The 23,695-nt window shown below is 71.9% G+C and carries 19 protein-coding genes and 1 riboswitch; of the genes, 6 read left to right on the top strand and 13 right to left on the bottom strand.

What is annotated here, in order from left to right; genetic code table 11:
• Positions 1–28: 28 nt before the first annotated feature.
• Together ACIP8Z_RS28185 and ACIP8Z_RS28180 are read right to left on the bottom strand one after the other, a co-directional pair.
• Positions 29–2,038 (bottom strand): RNase A-like domain-containing protein, encoded by a 2,010-nt coding sequence (locus ACIP8Z_RS28185; RefSeq protein ID WP_402088181.1) that lies wholly within the window; start codon positions 2,036–2,038, stop codon positions 29–31.
• Between the two features lie 184 nt (positions 2,039–2,222).
• Entirely contained in the window at positions 2,223–3,635 is a 1,413-nt protein-coding gene (locus ACIP8Z_RS28180; RefSeq protein WP_402088178.1) for a peptidase C39 family protein, read from the bottom strand.
• A gap of 352 nt (positions 3,636–3,987) precedes the next feature.
• Here ACIP8Z_RS28180 and ACIP8Z_RS28175 point away from each other — a divergent pair, with 352 nt between their 5' ends.
• Both ACIP8Z_RS28175 and ACIP8Z_RS28170 read left to right on the top strand, forming a co-directional pair.
• Complete coding sequence (locus ACIP8Z_RS28175; protein ID WP_402088175.1) at positions 3,988–4,617, top strand: uridine kinase; 630 nt, start codon at positions 3,988–3,990, stop codon at positions 4,615–4,617.
• Between the two features lie 309 nt (positions 4,618–4,926).
• Entirely contained in the window at positions 4,927–6,852 is a 1,926-nt protein-coding gene (locus ACIP8Z_RS28170) for an AAA family ATPase (protein ID WP_402088172.1), read from the top strand.
• Positions 6,853–6,877: 25 nt separating this feature from the next.
• On the opposite strand, the gene ACIP8Z_RS28165 is transcribed toward ACIP8Z_RS28170, so the two are convergent.
• From ACIP8Z_RS28165 to ribD, 10 genes are all read right to left on the bottom strand, one after another.
• Positions 6,878–7,927: a hemolysin family protein gene (locus ACIP8Z_RS28165; RefSeq protein WP_402088169.1), complete on the bottom strand. Its 1,050-nt coding sequence runs from the start codon at positions 7,925–7,927 to the stop codon at positions 6,878–6,880.
• Positions 7,924–9,360 (bottom strand): CNNM domain-containing protein, encoded by a 1,437-nt coding sequence (locus ACIP8Z_RS28160; protein ID WP_402088167.1) that lies wholly within the window; start codon positions 9,358–9,360, stop codon positions 7,924–7,926. Before ACIP8Z_RS28160 ends, ACIP8Z_RS28165 begins: the two co-directional genes overlap by 4 nt.
• A gap of 354 nt (positions 9,361–9,714) precedes the next feature.
• Positions 9,715–10,170, bottom strand: a complete 456-nt coding sequence (locus ACIP8Z_RS28155) for a PH domain-containing protein (protein ID WP_402088164.1) — start codon at positions 10,168–10,170, stop codon at positions 9,715–9,717.
• Positions 10,171–10,211: 41 nt separating this feature from the next.
• Complete coding sequence (gene hisG / locus ACIP8Z_RS28150; RefSeq protein WP_030316372.1) at positions 10,212–11,060, bottom strand: ATP phosphoribosyltransferase; 849 nt, start codon at positions 11,058–11,060, stop codon at positions 10,212–10,214.
• Between the two features lie 65 nt (positions 11,061–11,125).
• Positions 11,126–11,407, bottom strand: coding sequence for a phosphoribosyl-ATP diphosphatase (locus ACIP8Z_RS28145; protein ID WP_073818722.1), 282 nt, complete (start codon positions 11,405–11,407; stop codon positions 11,126–11,128).
• A gap of 35 nt (positions 11,408–11,442) precedes the next feature.
• Positions 11,443–11,928 carry a 6,7-dimethyl-8-ribityllumazine synthase gene (ribH, locus tag ACIP8Z_RS28140; protein WP_015032243.1) on the bottom strand — a complete coding sequence of 162 codons (486 nt, stop codon included), beginning with the start codon at positions 11,926–11,928 and terminating at the stop codon, positions 11,443–11,445.
• Between the two features lie 30 nt (positions 11,929–11,958).
• Positions 11,959–13,251 (bottom strand): bifunctional 3,4-dihydroxy-2-butanone-4-phosphate synthase/GTP cyclohydrolase II, encoded by a 1,293-nt coding sequence (locus tag ACIP8Z_RS28135; RefSeq protein ID WP_402088161.1) that lies wholly within the window; start codon positions 13,249–13,251, stop codon positions 11,959–11,961.
• A complete protein-coding gene (locus ACIP8Z_RS28130; RefSeq protein WP_402088339.1) occupies positions 13,248–13,844 on the bottom strand; it encodes a nicotinamide riboside transporter PnuC in 597 nt (198 codons plus the stop codon). The genes ACIP8Z_RS28135 and ACIP8Z_RS28130 overlap by 4 nt, the downstream gene beginning before the upstream one ends.
• A 44-nt stretch (positions 13,845–13,888) precedes the next feature.
• On the bottom strand, positions 13,889–14,497 hold the full coding sequence (locus ACIP8Z_RS28125) for a riboflavin synthase (RefSeq protein WP_402088159.1): 609 nt from the start codon (positions 14,495–14,497) through the stop codon (positions 13,889–13,891).
• 2 nt (positions 14,498–14,499) lie between these two features.
• Positions 14,500–15,597, bottom strand: coding sequence for a bifunctional diaminohydroxyphosphoribosylaminopyrimidine deaminase/5-amino-6-(5-phosphoribosylamino)uracil reductase RibD (ribD, locus tag ACIP8Z_RS28120; protein WP_402088156.1), 1,098 nt, complete (start codon positions 15,595–15,597; stop codon positions 14,500–14,502).
• Positions 15,598–15,770: 173 nt separating this feature from the next.
• Positions 15,771–15,900: riboswitch (FMN riboswitch) on the bottom strand.
• A 242-nt stretch (positions 15,901–16,142) separates the two neighbouring features.
• Between ribD and ACIP8Z_RS28115 the strand changes: the two genes are divergently transcribed.
• Both ACIP8Z_RS28115 and ACIP8Z_RS28110 read left to right on the top strand, forming a co-directional pair.
• Entirely contained in the window at positions 16,143–18,524 is a 2,382-nt protein-coding gene (locus ACIP8Z_RS28115; protein ID WP_402088153.1) for a chitinase C-terminal domain-containing protein, read from the top strand.
• A gap of 138 nt (positions 18,525–18,662) precedes the next feature.
• Positions 18,663–19,436, top strand: a complete 774-nt coding sequence (locus ACIP8Z_RS28110) for an SDR family oxidoreductase (protein WP_402088150.1) — start codon at positions 18,663–18,665, stop codon at positions 19,434–19,436.
• Between the two features lie 60 nt (positions 19,437–19,496).
• Here the strand turns inward: ACIP8Z_RS28110 and ACIP8Z_RS28105 are convergent, their stop codons facing one another.
• On the bottom strand, positions 19,497–20,687 hold the full coding sequence (locus ACIP8Z_RS28105) for an ROK family transcriptional regulator (protein WP_402088147.1): 1,191 nt from the start codon (positions 20,685–20,687) through the stop codon (positions 19,497–19,499).
• A 124-nt stretch (positions 20,688–20,811) separates the two neighbouring features.
• Between ACIP8Z_RS28105 and ACIP8Z_RS28100 the strand changes: the two genes are divergently transcribed.
• Positions 20,812–22,026, top strand: coding sequence for an MFS transporter (locus ACIP8Z_RS28100; protein WP_402088144.1), 1,215 nt, complete (start codon positions 20,812–20,814; stop codon positions 22,024–22,026).
• A 130-nt stretch (positions 22,027–22,156) separates the two neighbouring features.
• Complete coding sequence (locus tag ACIP8Z_RS28095; protein ID WP_402088141.1) at positions 22,157–23,587, top strand: uracil-xanthine permease family protein; 1,431 nt, start codon at positions 22,157–22,159, stop codon at positions 23,585–23,587.
• The last annotated feature ends 108 nt before the right edge of the window (positions 23,588–23,695 follow it).

Raw genomic sequence — 23,695 nt, 5'->3', positions numbered from 1 at the left:
TCCGGGTTGTGCACGGAACTGCTCCTCGTCACAGCGGGTAGGCGGTCAGGACGTAGAAGCCGCCGGGCTTGTGGCCCTGCTTCACGGCCAGAGTCACGGAGAAGCGGTTGCTCGTCGTCTTCGTATGCTTGCCGAGGTGGTCGACACTGTCACCGAGCGACCCGGTCCCGTACGTCCCCGTCAGCGTGAGCTGCTGGGGCTTTCCGGGCTTTCCGGAGTCCCGTACCCACTTCTCGATGCGGGCCTTGTTCTCGTCGACGAGCTGGTTGACCGCCTTCTGCGCCAGGTCCGCGCTCGACCACCGCGAGCTGGGCGTAGGCCTGCCGATCTTCTCGGTCTTCTTGATCGCCAGGTTCTTCATCTGCTGCAGGTCCACGTCGACATGCTCGTCGAGAGTGTGCGCGACGCCCGGGAACAGACGCTGGGCACGCCCCAGGTCGGTGCAGTTGTGGACGAGGACGTCCTCGGTGCCGGCCTCCACGTAGTAGCTGTCGATGCCGCTCACGTCGAGGTCGTACGTGTCCTGGTGCCCGGCGAACCGGGTCGTCGCGGTCACCACGACCCGCGCGCCCTCCGCTGTCCGCAGACGGTCGCCCGCCACCACGGCGCCGGCGGACACCCAGGACCGGCGCTCGGGCAGCCAGTACCGGTGGCCCTCGGTGGACGTGACGGACGACTCCGTGCCGTCGCCCGCGGCGACCGTGAGACGTACGAACGTCTTGTCCGTCAGGGAAGAGGTGAACGGCACCGACAGGACCGGCCGGGGCTCGGTCGGCTCCATGGCACCGCCGGCTTCGGTCGCCAGGACCAGGTCGCCCTTCCGGACATCCTGGATCTTCCGGTGCGATCCGTCCGCCATCAGGACCCGCGTGTCCGCCGGGAAGCTGTTGCACGCGAAGACGTCGTCGGCCTTGCGGGCGGAGCGGATGTCGTCGGGGATGAGCTTGCCGCCGGTCTTGAGCCAGCGCAGCAGCGCGAGCGAGCCCAGGATCCGGTCCGTGGTGGTCAGTTGCTCGCCCGTGCCGGAGTCCTTGCCGGTGAGGGCGTCCAGAATCCCCTTGCCGTCGCCGATGCCCGGCAGCAGGTCGAGCAGCAGGGACATCCTGCGCTCCTGCGCGGCGAGTTCCGCGGGTGACATGCCGTTCGCGCCGATGTTGTCGGCGATCTTCGAGAAGTCGAATTCGATGTCCGGCAGTTCGTGGAGGCGGTCCGCCGCCTTGGTGAAGTCGGAGACCGCCTTCTTCGTCTGCTCCATGCCCTTGTTGGCCTGGGCGACGCCCTTGTTGAGCTCCTTCATGCCCTTGTTGGCCTGGGTCAGGCCCTTGTTGACCTGGTCGATGCCCCGGTTGACGTCGACCATCGCGTCGTTCATCTGGTCGAGGCCGGCGTTCATCTGGTCCATGCCCGCGATGGTCTGGTCGAGGGCCTTGTTGATGTCCTTGAAGAAGCCGCCGATGTCCAGGATCTCGACATCGTGGTCCGGCAGGGGCCTGGGAGGCTGGTGGTACTCCGGGGCCGCGAGGGTGAGCAGCACGAGGGCCAGGACGGAGTCGTTGTGATCGCCGAGGATCCGTGAGGCGTCCACCAGGTTGTCGCGGAGCCTGTCCAGGTGCGGCTTGGACGCCTTGAGCGCCTTGACCGTCTGCTCCAGGATCTGCCGCCTCTTCTCGGGATCCGTCTCCTTGTCCGAATCCAGCAGGGCGAGCGGCTGCAGGCTGTCGAGCGCCCGGAGTTCCTTGTTCAACGCGACGAACGACTTGCCGCCGTCCAGCATCGCCTTCTGCGAGATGAAGAGATAGAGCCCCACGCCGACGCCGATCTTGACGGACGTGAGCGCGAACTCCTTGTAGCACTTCGGCCGTTCGAGCAGCGGCTGCTCACCGCACTGGGAGTACCGCGAGAACCGTGCCGCGATCTCCAGCAGCGTGGGTTCCCGCTCGGCCTGCCCGGCCGCCGCCGCGGTGCCCGCGCCGCCGACGACGGTCAGGCACAGGACGGTGACGAGCGTGACGATCTTCTGTTTGATGTGCTGATGCATGCGTTCCTTACGGCGCGGGCCCCCTGGGCCCGCGCTCCCCCTGGCAGCGAATCCGCTGCCGTCGATGCCGTGCGCATGACGCGGCGCACGTGGTCGCCGCCGAGGGTAGACCGTTACCGCAGGTCATGATCATTCGTCGCTACGGTGCCCGGTGAGCACGGTGCCGGCCGGGGGCCGCCCATGCTCACAGCAAGCCGAGCGACCGCAGCGCACGATGCCGGCTCGGTGCCGGCTCGACCGGCCAGAAGATGTAGCAGACACCGCCCGTACCGCTTCTGACCTTGCCGTTCGCGTCGTAGCGCTTGGTCCGCAGCCAGATGTTCTCCCACTCGCGCCGCCGGTAGACCCGGCGGACGGCCTCGTTGCTCGGCGAGGCGGGGTCGTTCGCGATGACGTCGCCGTCCGCCGTGAAGCCGATGACGGTCATGAGGTGGCCGGAGGTGCCGTACCCGGCCCCGGTCAGTTCCTCCTTGAGGAAGGACTGGGACGTTATGGCCGGGACGCCGGCCCGGATCAGGCTCTCCAGTTCGGTGAGCGAGCTCAGCCGGGTGACCACGGCGTTCATGTCCGGGTACGTGGCCGCGTAGGCGGCGTTGAAGGGCCAGTTGCCGCAGCCCTCGTACTGGTGGTCGAACGTGAAGCGGGCCGCGTGGCAGACCTGGGGGTCGGCGAAGTCCGGGTTCACCCAGGACAGCTCCTCGGCCGACGGCCGGCGCCCCCAGTACTCGACGATCATCTGGGAGGAGGTCGGGCTGCACCACGCCTCGCCGCCGTTGTCGTACTCGGGGTACTGCCCGACGTGGGTGTTCTGCGAGTAGCGCGGCACGGCCAGCTCGCGCGCCAGGCCCGGCGCGGAGGCCGGGACGGTGAAGCGGTCCGGGATGTCCGAGGCCATCGCGCCGAGCCGCCAGACCGTGGGCGTGAGACCGCTGCCCGGGATGCGGTGGAGGGTCAACCGCAGGCGGTACGAGGCCAGCCGCAGCCCGCTCGTCGCGTCGTCGATCGCGAACGTGTCGGTCCAGACGGTGCTCCTGCCGTCGGTCTGGTCGTCGACCGAGGTCCGCCGGATGTCGTCGTCCCCGGAGGCCCAGCGGCCCAGGACGTACCAGGGGGTGGCGGTCGCGTCGGTGTACGTGCCGGACAGCTCGACCTGGAGCCAGGTGCCGGGCGGCGTGCGGGCGTTCCAGGAGGCGATGACCTCGGTGGCGGGCACGGCCGGGGTGTGCACCGGCGAGGTCCAGACGGCGTACTCCCACGCGGAGGTCCGCCCGGTGTGCGGGTCGGTGTAGTCGGTGACCCCGGCCGGGGTGTCGAGGACCAGGCCCGGACGGAGTCCGGCGACCGCCTTCGTGCCGGCCGCGCTGCCGCACCTCCAGTCCGTGTACGAGGACCAGAAGCGGTTGTCGACGAGGCCGGGCGCGGGCGCGTGGCCCCGTCCCGCTTCCTCGGCGGAGGCCGGGACCGCGCCGGGGGCCTCGGGTGGGCGGTCGGCGGCACGGTCGGGGACGGCGGCCACGGCGGGAGCGGCCGTGGCCGCCGACCCGGCGGCCGCGAGGGCCGCTGCGAGAACGGTTCTGCGCGGGGTGGAGCTGGTCATGGACGGTGACCCCCAGTCGAGAACGGTGGGCGTACGAACCTGTGGACGAGCCGGGTGAGCGGGTGGGTGGGGCGGGGCGAGCGGGCGAGTGGCAGACCGCGTTCGGAGGCGGGCGGGCGGCCGGGGCGGCACGCCGGGGCGGGCCTGTGGGCGGGCGGGCACGCGGGCGTCCGGAGCTCCGGGCAACGGGAGCCCGCGGGGTGCGCGGACGGGCCGCGCGCCCCACTATCGCGGCTCGCGCCACGCCTCCGCCAGCATTTCGCCACGCGTCGCCGCACCAATATTGGTCTCGACCACTGACGGCGGTACCTCCCTGACCTGCGACGGTCCCCCACTCCCCTACCCTGGGCCCATGAACGACCTCGATCGCGCAGCCCACGCGCTGCTCCGGCTGCCGCCCTCCTGCGGACCGGTCCGGCTGATCGCGGTCGACGGACACGCGGGCTCCGGCAAGTCCACGCTCGCCGCCCGCCTCTCCACCGCCCTGGGCGACGCCCCCGTCCTTCACCTCGACGACCTCGCCACACACGAGGAGCTCTTCGAGTGGACCGGGCGGCTGCGCGACGAGGTCCTCGATCCCCTCGCGCGCGGCGAGAGCGCCTCGTACCGCCCGTACGACTGGAACCTCCGTCGCTTCGGCGAGGCGCGCGCGCTCCCGCCCGCCCCGGTCGTCCTCGTCGAGGGGGTCGGCGCCGGCCGGGCGGCGGTGCGGCCGCTCCTCGCGTGGCTGCTGTGGATGGAGCGCGGTCCCGAGGAGTCCTGGGCACGGGGCCGTCATCGGGACGGCCCGGACCAGGCCGCTTTCTGGGACGGATGGACCGTGGCGGAGACTCGCCATTTCGCCGGGGACCCCTCCCGGCCCTTCGCCGACACCCTGGTACGCGAGTGCCACGAGCGCTACGACTGGCTCCCCGGGCCGGGTGTGACAGCGGGCGCGGACCAGATCATCACACACCGTGACGGCTTCATGTCCGTGAACTGAGGGGCCGAAAGTCCACTTCCGCAAGTGCCTCAACTCCGCTTGACCCAAGGGGCGTACAGGTCTTACGTTCTGAATGTGCGGCTTTTCGGAGCCGCCGCGGACGCGAAGCCCCCGGTTGTTCCCCCGTGATCGGGGGCTTCGTTCTGCCCCTGACGGCCCTCTCACGGGCCCTTCGCGGGCCCTGATGCTCACCCAGGGTCACCGCTTCCGGATCATGCGCTTCTCCTTAAGTACGCACCCCCTGCGCAGGTACGATGCCCCCAGGTGCGGTCAAATCCCGTCCATGCGAAGACGGTTGTGGGGGACCCGATGGACATCGGCACGCAGGGCGCGCAGGCCCCGGCCGAGCTCGCCTGGCTGCGCGGAATCGACGCCTACACGATGGGCGCGTATCCGCAGGCGGAGGACGAGTTCCGGACGGCGGTAAGGATCGACCCCGGGATGGCGGACGCCTGGCTCGGGCTGCACGCGCTCCGGGTCGACACCACGACCGCGCTGCTGCGCATGTACCGCAACCGCGACCGCTTCGGCGAGCAGCGGACCCGGTACCGGCGCACCCTCAACTCCTGGTACTGGCTCGGCTGGTGGGTCCAACCGGTGCTGGAGAGCCCGCGCGACCTGCTGCTCGCGCACGCCTCCCACTGGCTCGACGGGCGCCACGTACCGGAGCTGGACCGGGCCCTCGCGGGGCTCCCCCCGGTCGACACCGACCCGCAGGTCCGCTTCCTGCACGCCTGCCGGGCCTATCTCGTCAAGGACTGGGACCAGCTCGTCCGGCACACCGAGACCCTCGTCGACGACCCGCTGCTCGGCATCGAGGCCGGGCTCTTCGGCGGCATGGCCCGGGTGCGCCTGGAGATGTACGGGCAGGCCGAGCCGCTGCTGTCGGCCTCGCTGATGCGCTGCCGCAGCGAGCAGCCCCAGCGCAAGGAGCTGCGGTACTGGCTGGCCCGCGCCCACGAGGGGACCGGGCGCAGCGCCGCCGCGCTGCCCCTCTACCGGGCCGTGCACCGGATCGACCCCACCTTCATGGACACGGCCGCCCGGCTCGCGGCGATCGCCGAGTACGACGGCTTCGAGGGGTACGACGGCGTCGACGACCCGGCCGGACTCGCGACGGTCGCCCTGGGCACCGCCGGCGGGGGTCTCGGCCAGGACGCCGTGGACACCGCGCCGGGCGCCGAGCCCGACCCGTCGGCCGGCCCGCTGGGCGACGGAGTGCGGCTCGCGCCCGATCCCGTACCGCCGACGGCACCGGTGACGCCGCCCGAGACCGTACGCCAGAAGGCCCCGCTGCCGAACCAGCCGGTGCCGCCGCGTTTCCCCGCGGGTCCCACCGATCCGGTGCGGCTCGCGGAGGCGCTCGCCGAGCTGGAGGGCATGGTCGGCCTGGAACCGGTGAAGCGGCAGGTCAAGGCGCTGTCGGCGCAGCTGGAGATGGCGCGGCTCCGTGCCGGTCAGGGCCTTCCGGTCCAGCCGCCCAAGCGTCACTTCGTCTTCTCCGGCCCCTCGGGCACCGGGAAGACCACCGTCGCGCGGATCCTCGGCCGGGTCTTCTACGCCCTCGGGCTGCTCGGCGGCGACCATCTCGTGGAAGCCCAACGGGCCGACCTGGTGGGCGAGTTCCTCGGGCAGACCGCGGTCAAGGCCAACGAACTGATCGACTCTGCCGTCGGCGGGGTGCTCTTCGTGGACGAGGCGTACGCCCTCTCCAACACCGGCTACAGCAAGGGCGACGCCTACGGGGACGAGGCCCTCCAGGTGCTCCTCAAGCGGGCCGAGGACAACCGCGACCATCTCGTGGTCATCCTGGCCGGCTACCCCGAGGGCATGGACCGGCTGCTCAACACCAACCCCGGTCTCTCCTCCCGGTTCACCACCCGGGTGGACTTCCCCTCGTACCGGCCGCTGGAGCTCACCGCCATCGGCGAAGTCCTCGCGGCGGCCAACGGCGACGGCTGGGACGACGAAGCCCGCGAGGAGCTGCGCTCGATCAGCGGGCACGTCGTCGAGCAGGGCTGGATCGACGAGCTCGGCAACGGCCGCTTCCTGCGCACCCTGTACGAGAAGTCCTGCGCCTACCGCGACCTGCGGCTCTCCGGCTACGCCAGCACGCCGACCCGGGAGGATCTGGCGACCCTCCGGCTCGCCGACCTCATGCAGGCGTACGGCGAGGTCCTGTCGGGCCGCGGCCCGGTCGACCGCGGCCCCCAGCAGGAGCCCCCGGGTTACTAGGACCCGGGGGCTCCCGCACCGAGCCCTACGCGGTGGGCACCCGGTCCGACGCGACCCGGTGGGCGGGGTCGCGGACCTCGCCCACCAGCATCTCCAGGACGTCCTCCAGGGCGACCAGGCCGAGCACCCGGCCCGAGCCGTCCGCGACCCGCGCCAGATGGGTCGCGGCGCGGCGCATCACGGTGAGGGCGTCGTCGAGGGGCAGTTCGGGGCGGACCGTGGCCATCGGCCGCCACAGCCGCTGGGGCACCGCCCGCTCCCGCTCGTCCAGGTCGAGGACGTCCTTCACGTGCACGAAGCCCATGAAGGTGGTGCCCGCCTCGGCGCGGACCGGGAAGCGCGAGTACCCGGTGCGTACGGTCAGCTCCTCGATCTCCCGCGGGGTGACCGTCGGCGGGACCGTGACCAGGGAGGACGGTGCGATGAGGACGTCCGTCACCGGGCGGGTGCCCAGTTCGAGGGCGTCCTCCAGGCGCTCCTGCTCGGCCGGGTCGAGCAGTCCGGCCTGGCCGGCGTCCTCGACGAGGCGGCCGAGCTGGGCGCTGGTGAAGACCGCCTCCACCTCGTCCTTCGGCTCGACCTTGAACGCCCGCAGGACCAGCCGGGCGCAGGCGCCGAGCGCGGCCGTCACGGGCCGGCAGAGCCGGGCGAAGCCGACCAGGCCGGGGGCGAGCCAGAGCGCGGTCCGCTCGGGCGCGGCCATCGCCAGGTTCTTCGGGACCATCTCGCCGATGACGAGGTGGAGGAAGACGACCGCGGAGAGGGCGATGACATAGCCGAGCGGGTGGATGAGCCCCTCCGGGACCCCGACCGTGTGGAAGACGGGTTCGAGGAGACGGGCCACGGTCGGCTCGGCGACGGCGCCGAGCGTCAGCGAGCAGACGGTGATGCCGAACTGCGCGGCCGCCATCATCTGCGGAAGGTTCTCCAGACCGTGCAGGACCTGCTTGGCACGGGCGCCGCCGAGCGGCTCGATCTGGCTGCGGCGGACGGAGACGAGCGCGAACTCGGCCCCGACGAAGAAGCCGTTGGCCAGGACGAGGAGGACGGCGAAGAGAAGCGGAAGGGTGCTCATCGGGCCGCCTCCGCCGCCACGGGGACGGGCGCGGCCAGGTGGCCGGACGCCGGATCGGACACCGGGCCGGACACCGGATCCAGCGCCGAGCCGGACGCCGGGTCCGACACCGTGCCGGACGCCGGGTCCGTCCGGACGATCCGTACCCGCTCGGCGCGGTAGCGGTCGACCTGGCGCACCGAGAGCCGCCAGCCGGGCAGTTCGGCCCGGTCACCGGGGGCGGGGATGCGTCCCAGGAGATCGGCGACGAGCCCGGCGACGGTCTCGTACGGCCCGTCGGGCACGTCGAGGCCTATCCGGCGCAGGGTGTGGACCCGGCAGGAGCCGTCGGCCTCCCAGGCGGGCCGGCCGTCCTCGGCGGGAGCGGCGGCCAGCTCGGGCCGCCCGTCGGCCACCGTGTCGTGCTCGTCGCGGACCTCGCCGACGAGTTCCTCGACGATGTCCTCCAGGGTGACCACGCCCGCCGTGCCCCCGTACTCGTCGACGACCACCGCGATCGGCTGCTCCCTGCGCAGCCGCTCCAGAAGGGTCTGGGCGGGCAGCGTCTCGGGCACGAGGAGCGGCGGGACCGCGATCCGGCCGACGGGGGTGCGCAGCCGGGCGTGCGGCGCGACGGCGAGCGCGTCCTTGAGGTGGACCATGCCGACGATCTCGTCGATGCGGTCGCGGTAGACGGGGAAGCGCGAGAGGCCGGTGGCCCGGGTGAGGTTGAGGACGTCGGCCGCGGTGGCGTCCCACTGGAGGGCGCTCACCTTCACCCGTGGGGTCATGACCTGCTCGGCGGTGAGGCCGCCGAGGGACAGGGTGCGTACGAAGAGGTCGGCGGTGTCCTGTTCGAGGGCGCCGGCCAGGGCGGAGTGCCGGGCCAGGGAGACCAGTTCGCCGGGGGTGCGGACGGAGTCCAGCTCCTCGGTGGGCTCGACGCCCAGGAGCCGTACGAGCCGGTTCGCGACCCGGTTGAGCAGGGAGATCACCGGCCGGAAGAGGGCGGAGAAGTACCGCTGCGGGGTGGCGACGAAGCGGGCCACCTGGAGCGGCCGGGAGACCGCCCAGTTCTTCGGCACGAGCTCGCCGACCACCATCTGGACGGCGGAGGCGAGCAGCATCCCGATCACCACCGCGATGCCGGACACGGCGCCGGCGGGCAGTCCGGTCGCGGTGAGCGGTCCGTGCAGCAGTCCGGCGAGCGCGGGCTCGGCGAGCATGCCGACGACGAGGGAGGTGATGGTGATGCCCAGCTGGGTGCCGGAGAGCTGGAAGGACAGCTCGCGCAGGGCGGTGACGACGGTGCGGGCGCGCCGGTCGCCGGCGGCCGCGGCCCGTTCGGCATCGGCGCGCTCGACGGTCACGAGTCCGAACTCGGCGGCCACGAAGAAGCCGTTGGCGAGGATCAGGACGAAGGCCGCGAAGAGCAGCAGAAGGGAGATGATCATGCCGCCGCCTCCTGGGAGGGGGCGGCGCGGGTACTACCGGACGATCCGTCCATTGCTGGAGGGAGTCACTCCTCGGGTCGAAGGGTGGCCTCGCGGGCCGCGGGATCGCGGCCCTGCACACGCGAGGCGGTGGTGCCGCTCGGCACCACCGCCTCCAGAGTAGTCACGCGAAGGCCCGGAGGGGCAGGGGGTCGGCCCCGGATGGGGGACATCACGCCCCCGGCCGTCAGACGGTCCGCTTCCGCCCCGGCCGTCAGGCCGGCCGCTGAGCCCGGCCGCCGGACCGTCCGCTCAGCCCCGGCGTCAGGCCGGCCGCTGAGCCCCGGCGTCAGGCCGGCCGCTGAGCCTCGGGCGTCAGGCCGTCTGCTCCGCGCCCGTGCCGCGGCTGTCGGCCAGGGCCCGCAGGGCGCGGGCGTCCCGGATGGCCGACTCCTTGGCGATCCCGGGCTGGATGCCCAGCGCCGGCAGGCTGGTGCCGTCGCTCAGGTCGAGGAAGACCCAGGGGTCGCCCGGGCGCAGGTTGACCTTGAGGATCTCCGCCCAGGCCAGTCGCCGGGTCCGGGTGATGTTGACGACCGTGACGCCCTCGTCGTCGGCGACGACCTTGGGGCGGCTCAGCAGCAGCAGTCCTCCGGAGAGCAGCGCGGCGGTGAGGAAGAAGCTGGCGCGCTCCCCCGGGCCGAGCCGCTCCAGCAACACCGCGACGACGCTGATCACAGCGAAGATCGCGACGCTCATCGTGATCAGGACGACCCGGGTGCGACCGGGGCGGAACGTGACCGGGAGGACGGGCGTCTCTGCTTGGGACATCGGTGGTTCCTCGGTGCCTTCGGTGCGGGCGGTCCGTGCCGTCAGAGGCGGCAGGCGTGGATGGCGGTGGTGAGGATGGCGCGGGCACCGATCTCGTACAGGTCGTCCATGATCCGCTGCGCCTCCTTGGCGGGGACCATCGCGCGGACGGCGACCCAGCCCTCGTTGTGCAGCGGGGAGACGGTCGGCGACTCCAGGCCCGGGGTGAGGGCGACGGCCTGCTCCAGGTGCTCGGCGCGGCAGTCGTAGTCCATCATCACGTACGACCGGGCGACGAGGACGCCCTGGAGGCGGCGCATGAACTGCTGGACCTGCGGGTTGTCGTCGGTGGCGCCGTGGCGGCGGATCACGACGGCCTCGGAGGTGAGGATCGGCTCGCCGATGACCTCGAGTCCGGCGTTGCGCAGGCTGGTGCCGGTCTCGACGACGTCCGCGATGATCTGGGCGACGCCCAGCTGGATCGCGGTCTCGACGGCGCCGTCCAGGTGGACGACGGAGGCGTCGATGCCCTGGTCGGCGAGGTGCTTGGCGACGATGCCCTCGTAGGAGGTGGCGATCGTCATGCCGCCGAAGTCCTCGGGGCCGTTCGCGGTGCCCGGGCGGGTGGCGTACCGGAAGGTGGAGCGGCCGAAGTTCAGCGCGAGGATCTCCTCGGCGCTGGCGCCGGAGTCCAGGAGCAGGTCACGGCCGGTGATGCCGATGTCCAGCTTCCCGGAGGCGACGTAGATCGCGATGTCCTTCGGGCGCAGGTAGAAGAACTCGACCTCGTTGTCGGGGTCGATGACGACGAGCTCCTTGGACTCCTTGCGCTGGCGGTAGCCGGCCTCATGGAGCATTGCCGACGCAGGTCCGGAGAGGGAACCCTTGTTGGGAACGGCGATGCGCAGCATGGGGTGAGCTTCCTTTGCCTGGGAGTGGTGGGGAGTCCGGGCGGCACGCGCCCGGAGGGGTGTGCTCAGAGGTGGGCGTAGACGTCGTCGAGCGAGATCCCGCGGGCGACCATCATCACCTGGACGTGGTACAGCAGCTGCGAGATCTCCTCGGCGGCGGCTTCCTTGCCCTCGTACTCGGCGGCCATCCAGACCTCGGCGGCCTCTTCGACGACCTTCTTGCCGATGGCATGGACGCCCTTGTCCACCAGTTCCGCGGTGCGGGAGGTGGCCGGGTCGCCGGTCTCGGCCTTGAGCTTGAGCTCGGCGAAGAGCTCTTCGAAGGTTTTGGGGGTTCCGTTCGCCATGATGGTCCTAAGAGTACGGGGTGAGGGTCGCGTCATCAGCGCCAGGGTTCGCTCACCGTGCGCAGCGTGGTCGCGGTGGCGACGGCGGCGGTGACGGCCTCGTGGCCCTTGTCCTCGGTGGATCCTTCGAGGCCGGCCCGGTCGAGGGCCTGCTCCTCGGTGTCGACGGTGAGGACACCGAATCCGACGGGTACGCCGGTGTCGATCGAGACCTGGGTGAGGCCGTGGGTGACGCCCTGGCACACGTACTCGAAGTGCGGCGTTCCGCCGCGGATGACGACGCCGAGCGCCACGATGGCATCGTAGCCGCGCCCCGCGAGGACCTTCGCCACGACCGGGAGCTCGAAGCTGCCGGGGACGCGGAGGAGGGTCGGCTCGTCGATGCCCAGCTCGCTCAGGGCGCGCAGGGCGCCGTCCACGAGACCGTCCATGATCTTCTCGTGCCACTGCGCCGCGATGACCGCGACCCGCAGGTCGCCGCAGTTCTTCACGCTGAGGACGGGTGCGCCCTTGCCGCTCATGATTCTCCTTGCCGGTGGATTCGTACGTGATTACTGGTTGGCGCAGGTGGAGGCCGGGGAGCCGTCCAGCCAGGGCAGGTCGTGGCCCATCCGGTCCCGCTTGGTGCGCAGGTAGCGGAGGTTGTGCTCGCCGGCCGTGACGGGCATGGGCTCGCGGCCCACGACCGTGAGGCCGTGCCGGGTCAGGGCGTCGATCTTGTCGGGGTTGTTGGTCATCAGGCGCAGGCTCCGGACGCCGAGGTCGGCGAGGATCTGCGCGCCGGCCGCGTAGTCGCGGGCGTCGGCGGGCAGCCCGAGTTCCAGGTTGGCGTCGAGGGTGTCGCGGCCGCGCTCCTGGAGCTCGTACGCGCGGAGCTTGGACAGCAGGCCGATGCCGCGGCCCTCGTGGCCCCTGAGGTAGACGACGACGCCGCGGCCGGCCTCGGTGATGCGGTCCATGGAGGCCTGCAGCTGGGGGCCGCAGTCGCAGCGCAGCGAGTGGAAGATGTCGCCGGTGAGGCACTCGGAGTGGACCCGGACCAGGACGTCCTCGCCGTCGGCCGTGTTCTCGATGTCGCCGTGGACGAGGGCGACGTGCTCGACGCCGTCCACGGTGGAGCGGTAGCCGTACGCGGTGAAGTCGCCGTGCGCGGTGGGGAGCTGGACCTCGGCCTCGCGGCGGACGGTCGGCTCGGCGGAGCGCCGGTAGGCGATCAGGTCCTCGATGGAGATGATCGTGAGGCCGTGCTTGCGGGCGAAGGGGACCAGTTCGGGCAGGCGCAGCATGACGCCGTCCTCGCCGGCGATCTCGACGATCGCGCCGGCCGGGCGGAGGCCCGCGAGGCGGGCGAGGTCGACGGCGGCCTCGGTGTGGCCGTTGCGGGCCAGGACGCCGCCGGGCTTGGCGCGGAGCGGGAAGATGTGGCCGGGCCGCACGAAGTCGGAGGGCTCGTGGGCGCCGCTCGCGAGCATCCGCAGGGTGGTGGCGCGGTCGGCGGCGGAGATGCCGGTGGTGACGCCGTGGGCGGGGGCCGCGTCGACGGAGACGGTGAAGGCCGTGCGCATCGACTCGGTGTTGTGCTCGACCATCTGGGGGAGCTGGAGGCGCTCCAGTTCGTCGTTCTCCATGGGCGCGCAGATCAGTCCGCGGCACTCGCTCATCATGAAGGCGACGACCTCGGGGGTGGCCTTCTCGGCGGCGATGACGAGGTCGCCCTCGTTCTCGCGGTCCTCGTCGTCGACGACGACGACGGGGCGGCCGGCGGCGATGTCGCGGATGGCCTGCTCGACGGGGTCGAGGGCGAGGTCGGTGGCGTCCCAGGGGGGAAGGGCGGCGGCGCTCATGCGTGGGCTCCTTCCAGAGCGGTGGCGGAGGCCGTGCGCGTCCGGAGCCACCAGTCGCGCATGCCCCAGACGACGAGGGCGAAGTAGATGACGTAGACCAGGCCGGAGAAGGCGAGGCCGCTGTTGAAGGCGAGCGGGACGCCGACGAGGTCGACGAGGAGCCAGGCGAACCAGAACTCGACCAGGCCGCGGGCCTGCGCGATCATCGCGACGAGGGTGCCGACGAAGATGTACGCGTCGGCCCACGGGCTCCAGGAGAGCGACGGGTAGAGGGTGAAGAGGCCGCCGACGGCGAGGGTGCCGGCGACCGCGCCGGCGAGGAGCAGCCCACGCTCCTTCCAGGTGGCGAAGCGGACGGCGATGGAGCCGTCCTGGGCCTGCCGCCTGCCGCGGTTCCACTGCCACCAGCCCCAGGCGGCGACGCCGATGACGAGGAGCTGCTTGCCGACGCCGCCGGAGAGGTGGGCGGAGGCGTAGGCGCCGACGAGGATCAGGCCGGAGAGCAGCTGGGCGGGCCAGGTGAGGATGGAGCGGCGCCAGCCGAGCGCGAGGGCTATGAGTCCGATCGTGTTGCCGATCATGTCGGACCACATGATGTGCTGACCGAAGGCGCTGAAGGCCTCGGAGTTGAGCCAGCTCACTTGTCGCTCTCCTTGGCGTTCTGGCCGAGCAGCCGCTCGACGTACTTGGCAATGACGTCCACTTCGAGGTTGACCGGGTCGCCGGCCTGCTTGATGCCGAGCGTGGTCAGGTCGAGGGTGGTGGGGATGAGGCTGATGGTGAACCAGTCGTCGGTGACCTCGACGACGGTGAGGCTGACGCCGTCGACCGTGATCGAGCCCTTCTCGACGACGTACCGGGAGAGGTGGGCGGGCAGGCCGACCTTGACGAGTTCCCAGTGCTCGGACGGGGTGCGCTCCAGGATCGTGCCGGTGCCGTCCACGTGGCCCTGGACGATGTGACCGCCGAGGCGGCCGCCGACGGCCATGGGCCGCTCCAGGTTGACGCGGGAGCCGACCTCCAGGGCGCCGAGGCTGGACCGCTTGAGGGTCTCGGCCATGACGTCGGCGGTGAACTCGCCGTCGCCGAACTCGACGACCGTGAGACAGACACCGTTGACGGCGATGGAGTCGCCGTGCTGGGCGCCTTCCGTGACCAGGGGGCCGCGCAGGCGGAAGCGGGAGGCGTCCTCCAGCTGCTCGACGGCGGTGACCTCGCCCAGTTCTTCGACGATTCCGGTGAACACGGTCAGGCTCCCTTGAGGGTGGCGGTGAGGTGCGGGGTGGCGGTGACGCGGAGGTCGGGTCCGACGCGCACGGTCTCGTTGACGTCGAGCCGCAACGCTTCGGTGATGGTGCTGATTCCTGCGTCGGCGAGCGCGTGGGGGCCGGCGCCGAGGAGGACGGGGGCGAGGTAGCCGACGACCTGGTCGACGGCGCCCGCGGCGACGAAGGCGCCCGCGAGGGTGGGGCCGCCTTCGAGGAGGACGGAGCGGACGCCGCGCGCGTGGAGGGCGTCCAGGAGGGCGGGTACGGACAGGCCGCGCTCGGCCCTGGGGAGGCGTACGACGTCGGTGTCGTCGAGGGAGGTCCCGGCGTCCTCCGCGATCGCGATCAGGGTGGGGGCCGCGTCGTCCAGGACGCGTGCGCCGGGCTTCACGGCGGTCGCCTCGGTGTCGACGACGACCCGGAGCGGCTGGACGGCCCCTTCGATGCCGCGTACGGCGAGATGGGGGTCGTCCGCGCGGGCGGTGCCGGAGCCGACCACGACGGCGTCGGCCTCGGCGCGCAGCCGGTGGACGTCGGCGCGGGACTCGGCGGAGGTGATCCAGCGGGAGGTGCCGTCGGCGGCGGCGATCCGGCCGTCGAGGGTGGCGGCGTACTTCCAGCGGACGAAGGGACGGCCGTGGCGTACGGAGGTGAGCCAGGCGATGTTGCCGGCCTCGGCCTCGGCCTCCAGGAGGCCCTGTCCGACCTCGACCCCCGCGGCGCGCAGGGTGTCGGCACCGCCGGTGGCCTGCGGGTTCGGGTCGCCGACGGCGTACACGACGCGGCTGACCCCGGCCTCGATCAGGGCCTGGGCGCAGGGGCCGGTGCGGCCGGTGTGGTTGCAGGGTTCGAGGGTGACGTAGGCGGTTCCGCCGCGGGCGAGGACGCCTGCCTCGCGCAGGGCGTGGACCTCGGCGTGGGGGCCGCCGGCGCGCTGGTGGAAGCCTTCGCCGACCACGTGTCCGGAGGCGTCGGTGATGACGCACCCGACGACCGGGTTGGGGCTCGTGGCGCCGAGACCGCGTGCGGCGAGCTCGACGGCGCGTCGCATGGCGGTGATGTCGGCCTGCTGGGCCACCGGGTCCTCCTGCCTCTTCGGGCACGGACTCCGGGGCCTGTCGATGTCGACAGAGAGCGGAAAGACGCCTCGCGCAGGGTGCGCCGAGGCCGAGGTCCTGCGGGTACGCCGATCGGTGTCGATACGGCGACCAGCGGACGTACGGCCGGCACACCCCTGACAGGGGTCGCCCGCCGCGCACTGCCTCCCATCCGGACTTTCACCGTCGGTCCAGGAATTCCACCTGGTCAACCGGCCGCTGGCTGCGGACGGGTCGCGGACTATACCGCCGGTTCGGAATTACACCGACCCCGGAGTGCGCTGCTGCTGATACAGGGCCAGTCTGCCACGACCCGCGGGGGGCGACGTGGCCGAGTTCCTGTGGTCTGGCTCACAGAGTTCCATAGAACTCTTCTTTGGTCCAGACCTATTGACGCACTGGTCTAGTCCTCTTAATCTCCGTGTCACCTCCGAGGAACGGTCCGGCGGGGTGCGCACTCCACGGGCCCAACACGACCCACCCCCTTGTTCGTTGTGTTTACCCACCTCCCCAGGAGGAACCGATCGTGTTGTCCCCCACCACGAAGAGGGCCTCGCTGCTCGCTTCCGGCGCGGCGGTCGCCGGACTTCTGCTCAGCTCCCTCTCCGGCGGCGTCTCGTACGCGGCCGACAACGAGTCCTGTCGCCCCGACGGGCTCTACAAGACCCCGGGCGTCGACGTCCCCTACTGCTCGGTCTACGACACCGAGGGCCGCGAGAAGATGGGCGCGGACCACCAGCGCCGGGTCATCGGCTACTTCACCGGCTGGCGCGACGGCAAGAACGGGCAGCCCGCCTACCTGGCCAAGGACATCCCGTGGGAGAAGATCACCCACATCAACTACGCCTTCGGCCACATCGGCGGGGACAACAAGCTCTCCGTCGGCACGGACGGTCCGAACAACGCGGCCACCGGGATGACCTGGCCCGGTGTCGCAGGCGCCGAGATGGACCCCGCGTACGCCTACAAGGGCCACTTCAACCTGCTCAACAAATACAAGAAGCAGCACCCGAACGTGAAGACGCTGATCTCGGTCGGCGGCTGGGCCGAGACCGGCGGCTACTTCGCGGACAACGGTGACCGGGTCAACTCCGGCGGCTTCTACTCGATGGCGACCAACGCCGACGGTTCGGTCAACCAGGCCGGGATCGACACCTTCGCCGCCTCGTCCGTCGACTTCATCCGCAAGTACGGCTTCAACGGCGTCGACATCGACTACGAGTACCCGACGACCATGAAGGACGCCGGAAACCCGCTCGACTGGCAGCTCGCCAACGCGCGCCGCGCCGGACTCGTGCAGGGCTACGCGGCCCTCATGAAGTCCCTGCGCGAGAAGCTCGACGCGGCGGGCGCCGCCGACGGCAAGCACTACCTGCTGACCGTCGCCGCCCCCTCCTCCGGCTACCTGCTGCGGGGCATGGAGACCTTCCAGATGCAGAAGTATCTGGACTACGTCAACATCATGTCCTACGACCTGCACGGCGCCTGGAACGAGTACGTCGGGCCCAACGCCTCCCTCTTCGACGACGGCAAGGACGGCGAGCTCGCCGCCGCCAACGTCTACGGCTCGGCGCAGTACGGCAACATCGGGTACCTCAACACCGACTGGGCGTACCACTACTTCCGCGGCTCGATGCCGGCCGGCCGGATCAACATCGGCCTGCCCTACTACACTCGCGGCCACAAGAACGTGCAGGGCGGCACCGACGGTCTGTGGGGCAAGGCCTCCGCGACCACCTGCCCGGCCGGAGCCGGTCTGACCAAGTGCGGTGACGGCGCCACCGGCATCGACAACCTGTGGCACGACAAGGACACCAACGGTGTCGAGTCGCCCGCAGGCTCCAACCCGATGTGGCACGCCAAGAACCTCGAGAAGGGGATCGTCGGCGACTACGTCACGCAGTACGGCTTCCCGGCGAACACCACCCTGACCGGCACCTACGCCCGCAAGTACGACTCGACCCTGGTCGCGCCGTGGCTGTGGAACGCGCAGAAGAAGGTCTTCCTCTCCACCGAGGACGAGCAGTCGGTGGCCGCCAAGGCCGACTACGTGGTCAACAAGGGCATCGGCGGCACGATGGTCTGGGAGATGGCCGGCGACTACGCCTGGAACGCCGCCAAGGGCCAGTACGAGATGGGCTCGACCCTCACCTCGCTGATGTACGACAAGTTCAAGGCGGCCACCCCGTACGGCGCGAAGAAGTCCAACGCGACCCTGCCCACCAAGGCCGTGAAGATCGACGCGCAGTTCACCGAGTTCAAGCTGGGCGACTCGAACTACCCGATCACCCCGAAGATCAAGATCACCAACAACACGGCGACCGCCCTCCCGGGCGGCACGGAGTTCCAGTTCGACTACGGGACGTCGGCCCCGGCCAACGCCTCCGACCAGTCGGGCTTCGGCACCAAGGTGATCAGCAGCGACCACACGGGCAGCAACGTGGGCGGCCTGAAGGGCGACTTCCACCGCGTCTCCCTGAAGCTCCCGGCCTGGCAGTCGCTGGCCCCGGGCGCCACGGTCGACCTGGCGTTCAACTACTACCTGCCGGTGTCCACCCCCTCCAACTGGACGGTGAACATCAACGGCACGACGTACGCCCTCGCCGGTGACCTGGCGCGTGGAACGACGGTGGTGGAGCCGGGCACGACGACCCCGCCGACCACCCCGCCGACGACGCCGCCCACCACGCCTCCGACGACCCCGCCCACGACTCCCCCGACCACGCCTCCGACGACGCCGCCCACCGGCTGCGGCACGGTCCCGGCGTACGTGGCGGGCACGGTCTACAACGCGGGCAACGAGGTCTCCCACAACGGCCGCAAGTACAAGGCCCAGTGGTGGACCCAGAACGAGACGCCGGGCACGACCGGCGAGTGGGGTGTCTGGAAGGACCTGGGTCCCTGCTGACGCACCCCCTCCGAACCCCCGGCGGCGGAATCTCACGGCCCTTGCCGCCGCCGGGCTCCCCCCAGCGCCGCGCCCCCCTGTCCGGGGCGCGGCGCCTCCGCGTGTGCGGAGGAGGCCGAGGACGGTCAGGCTTGAGACATGAGCACGATCCTGGTGACCGGTGGCACGGGAACCCTCGGCCGGCCCGTCTGTGAGCGGCTGCGCGCGGACGGCCACGACGTACGGGTCCTCAGCAGGCACTCACCGCCGTACGCGGTCGACCTCCGGCAGGGCGGGCCGCTGCTCGACCGGGCCGTCGACGGGGTCGACGCGGTCGTCCACTGCAGCAACATCCTGCGCGGCGACAGGGACGCGGCCCGCATCCTGATCGAGGCGGCCCGGCGCGCCGGGGTGCCGCATCTGCTCTACATCTCCATCATAGGCGTCGACCGGGTGCCGCTCGGCTACTACCGCACCAAGTACGCGGTGGAGCGCATGATCCAGGGCTCGGGCATCGGCTGGACGCTGCTGCGCACCACCCAGTTCCACGACCTGGTCCTCCAGCTGCTCCAGGGGCTGGCCAAGCCCCCCGTGATGCTGCTGCCCAAGGAGGTACGGGACCAGCCCCTGGAGGTGACGGAGGCGGCCGCGCGCCTCGCCGCGCTGGCCGCGGGGCCGCCGGCGGGCCGGGTGGAGGACATGGGCGGCCCCGAGATCCGGACCTTCGTCGAGCTGGCCCGCTCCTATCTGCGGGCGAGCAGCCGCCGGCGCCGTCTCGTCGAGGTGCCGTTGCCGGGCAGGGTCTACCGGGGGCTGCGGCGCGGCGAGCACCTGGCGCCGGACCGCGCGGTGGGGCACGTGACGTTCGACGAGTTCCTGGCGCGGCGGTTCGGCGGGGCGGGCGGGCCGGGCGGGGCGGCGACGGGCGCCTGAGGGCCTGGTCCGCCCGAGGCCCTGGTGTGCCCCAAGGCCGCGTTCCGGAGTCCCGCCGTTCTACAGTCCCGCCGTCGGCGCCCCGAAGAGCGCGTCCTGCGCGGTGTCCCGGGCCAGGAGCAGGGCGCCGCGCAGCACCGCCGCACCGCCCAGGGCCGTCGCGCGGACCTCCGTACGGAGCGGGGAGAGGGCGGCGAGTTCGGCCTCCACGCGCGCGGCGAGCGCGGCGCCGCCCTGGTGTCCGGTCTCCCCGGCGAGGACCACGCAGCCGGGGTCGAGGACCGAGACGACGGCGGCCGCACCGAGGGCGAGGCGGCGGGCCAGGGCGTCGAGGAAGGCGGCATGACCCGAAGCCGGCGCCGTCCCCGTGGCGGGGCCCTCCGCCCCGACGTCCCCCGAGGTCAGCGCCTCCGCTGCCGTGAGGCCGTGGGCGGCGGCCAGGGACTCGACGGCCGCAGCGCAGGCCAGCTCGTGGAAGCCGCCGTCGCAGCCGGTGGCCGAGGGGAGGCCCGAGGTGCCGGGCACGGGCAGGAAGCCGATCTCGCCCGCGCCGCCGGAGGCCCCGCGGCGCAGTCGCCCGCCGAGGACGAGGGCCGCGCCGACGCCCTGGCCGAGCCAGAGCAGGACGAAGTCCTCGCGGTCGCGGGCCGCGCCCTCGCGCAGTTCGGCGACGGCGGCGAGGTTGGTCTCGTTCTCGACGAGGACGTGCGCGGGCAGCCGTTCCTGGAGGACGCCGACGAGCCGCCGGTGCCAGGCGGGCAGTCCCGTGGAGTCGCGGAGTTCGCCGGTGGCCGGGTCGATGAGGCCGGGGGCGCCGACGGCCACGCTGTGCAGCCGGTCCGCGCCCGCTTCCTTCACGGTCCGCTCCAGGAGCGCGACCGCCTTCTCGACGGCGGGTCCGGTGTCGCTGTCGTCGCCGACGGGCACGGAGGCCTCGGCGAGGGTGGTGCCGAGCAGGTCGGCGACGGTCACGGAGACCGAACGGGTCCGTACGTCGAGGGCGGCGAGGTGCGCCCGGTCGGCGACGAGTCCGTACAGCCTGGCGTTGGGCCCCCGGCGTTCGGCTCCGGACTCCCCGACGACATGGACGAGTCCGGAGCCCTGGAGCCGCTCGACGAGGTCGGCGACGGTGGGCCGGGAGAGTCCGGTGAGGGTCTTGAGCTGAGTGGCCGTCAACGGGCCTTCGTCCTGGAGCAGTCGCAGGGCGAACCGGTCGTTGATGGCTCGTGCGGTGCTCGGGGATGCGGCCATGCGGCGATCCTCTCAGACGCGCTCGGGTACGGAGGCCGTCCTGCGGTCTATTTATCAGGCAGGGTTCCTGATAGTTTACGGCCGCACCACCCGGCCATGCCACATCACCACCCAGGGAGGGCCCATGGCGGCGGAGACCGTCACCAGCACCGATCGCCTGCGGCGGGCGCGCTTCGCCGTCGCCGCCGTCTTCTGCGTCCACGGCTCCGTCACCGGCAGTTTCGCGACCCGCATCCCCTGGATCCAGGAGCACGCGGGCGTGAGCGCCGGGCAGCTCGGACTCGCGCTCGCCTTCCCGGCCCTCGGCGCCTCCGTCGCGATGCCGCTGGCCGGGGCCGTGTCCCACCGGTTCGGCGCCCGCACGGCCCTGCGCGGCCTGCTCACCCTCTGGACGCTCGCCCTGACGCTGCCCTCGCTCGCCCCGAACGTCTGGGGCCTGTGCGCCGCGCTGTTCGTGTACGGCGCGACCGCCGGGATGTCCGACGTGGCGATGAACGCGCTCGGGGTCGAGACCGAGAACCGGCTCGGCAAGTCCATCATGTCGAGCCTGCACGGCATGTGGAGCGCGGGCGCCCTCATCGGCTCCGCCGCCGGCACGGTCGCCGCCCACCTCGGCGGCGACGCCCGGCTCCACCACCTGATCGCGGCCCTGGTCCTCACCGCCCTCGGCCTGGTCTTCTGCCAGGGCGTCCTGGACATGCGCAGCACACCGGACGAGGAGCCGCCCCCGCGCTTCTCGCTGCCGCCGAAGTCCGCGCTGATCATCGGCGCGATCGGCTTCTGCGCGGTGTTCGCGGAGGGCGCCAGCCTCGACTGGTCGGCCGTCTACCTCCGGGACGAGCTGGGCAGCTCCGCCGGGCTCGCGGCCGCCTCCACCACCGCCTTCGCGCTGACGATGACCGTCGCGCGGCTGGCCGGGGACCGGGTCGTGGACCGCTTCGGCGCGGTCCGTACGGTACGGGTCGGCGGGGCCGTCGCCACCCTCGGCGGGGTCCTGGTCGTCCTCGCCCCGCACGCCGCCGTCGCCATGGCCGGATTCGGGCTCATCGGACTCGGGGTCGCGGTCGTCGTCCCGCTCGCCTTCGCCGCGGCGGGGCGCAGCGGCCCGAACCCGAGCCAGGCCATCGCGGGCGTCGCCACCATCACGTACACCTCGGGGCTCATCGCGCCCTCGGCGATCGGCGGCATCGCCGACGCGACCTCGCTGGTCTTCTCGTTCGGCCTGGTCACCCTGCTCGCCCTGGGGCTCGTCGTGGGCGCGGGCGTCCTCAGGCCGGGCGAGCGGAAGGCCGCACCGGCGAAGCCGGCCCCGGAGAAGGCCCCGGGGCCCGTCGGGTAGGGGTTCCGGGCCCGCGGGCAGGGGGACCGGGCCCGGGGCGAACGTCCGCGGGCCCGGGCGGCGCATACCATGTGGCTGATCTTTTGCGGTCACGACACGGCCGCCGGAACCGGAGAACGGGAGCCACCTCATGAACCTCGGCGTGCGCTGGACCTTGCACGGCGACGGGAAGACACCCGCTCCGGGAGCCGTCGTCCGCCCGGACGAACGGCTCTCCTGGCCCCGTACGGTCGGGCTCGGCGCCCAGCACGTGGTCGCCATGTTCGGGGCGTCGTTCGTCGCTCCGGTGCTCATGGGGCTCGACCCGAACCTCGCGATCATGATGTCCGGTTTCGCGACCGCGATCTTCCTCCTCGCGACCCGCGGCACCGTCCCCTCCTACCTGGGCTGCTCGCTCTCGTTCGTCGGCGTCGCCGCCGCGATCCGGGCCTCCGGCGGCACCAGCGCCACCGTGACCGGCGCGGTCCTCGTCGTCGGCGCGGTGCTCTTCCTCGCCGGTCTCGCGGTCAGGAAGTTCGGCGCGCGGATCATCCACGCGGCGATGCCGCCGATCGTGACCGGCGCCGTCGTCATGCTGATCGGCTTCAACCTGGCCCCGGTCACCGCGGCGACGTACTGGCCGCAGGACCAGTGGACGGCGCTCCTCGTGATGCTGTTCACCGGCCTCGCCGTCGTCTGTCTGCGCGGCTTCTGGTCCCGGATCGCGATCTTCCTCGGCCTGATCTTCGGCTACGGCATCTCGTGGATCTTCGACCTGGTCTTCGGCAAGATCAACTCGATGTCCGCGAGCGGGCAGGTCACCGACCACTGGCGGCTCGACCTCTCCGGTGTCTCCCAGGCCGACTGGGTCGGTCTGCCCTCGTTCCACGGCCCGAGCTTCGAATGGTCCGCGATCCTGGTCGCGCTGCCCGTCGTCATCGCCCTGATCGCCGAGAACGCCGGACACGTCAAGGCCGTCGGCGAGATGACCGGCACCCCGCTGGACGACCAGCTCGGCACCGCGATCGCCGCCGACGGCGCCGCCTCGATGCTGTCCACAGCCGTGGGCGGCCCGCCGAACACCACGTACTCCGAGAACATCGGCGTCATGGCCGCCACCCGGGTCTACTCGACGGCCGCCTACTGGGCCGCCGCCGGCTTCGCCCTGCTCTTCGGTCTCTGCCCGAAGTTCGGCGCGGTCGTCGCCGCCATCCCCGGTGGTGTCCTCGGCGGCATCACCGTGATCCTGTACGGCATGATCGGCCTGCTCGGCGCCCAGATCTGGATCAACGCCAAGGTCGACCTGCGCAACCCGCTGAACCTGGTCCCGGCCGCCGCGGGCATCATCATCGGCGTCGGCGGGGTGAAGCTGACGTTCACGGACACCTTCGAGCTGGGCGGCATCGCGCTCGGCACGATCGTCGTCATCACCGGTTACCACGTGCTGCGGGCCTTCGCCCCGGCCCACCTCAAGCAGCAGGAGCCGCTCCTCGACTCCGGCACCAGCTCGTACGAGGGCACGCCCGGTGAGGGCACGTCCGGCGAGAGCACGTCCGGCGACGAGCCGCTGTCGAAGAACTGAGTGATTCGCCCGTTCTGGGTAAGCCGGGCCGGAGGAGTTCCCTCCCGCGCCCGGCGACTGGGAGCCTGCCCGCATGGCGCAGACCCAGCAGATCGGGCAGAGCGAACA

It is taken from the genome of Streptomyces sp. NPDC088553, assembly GCF_044752965.1.
Classification (GTDB): Bacteria; Actinomycetota; Actinomycetes; order Streptomycetales; family Streptomycetaceae; genus Streptomyces.
This window is presented reverse-complemented; position numbering and strand designations above follow the sequence as displayed.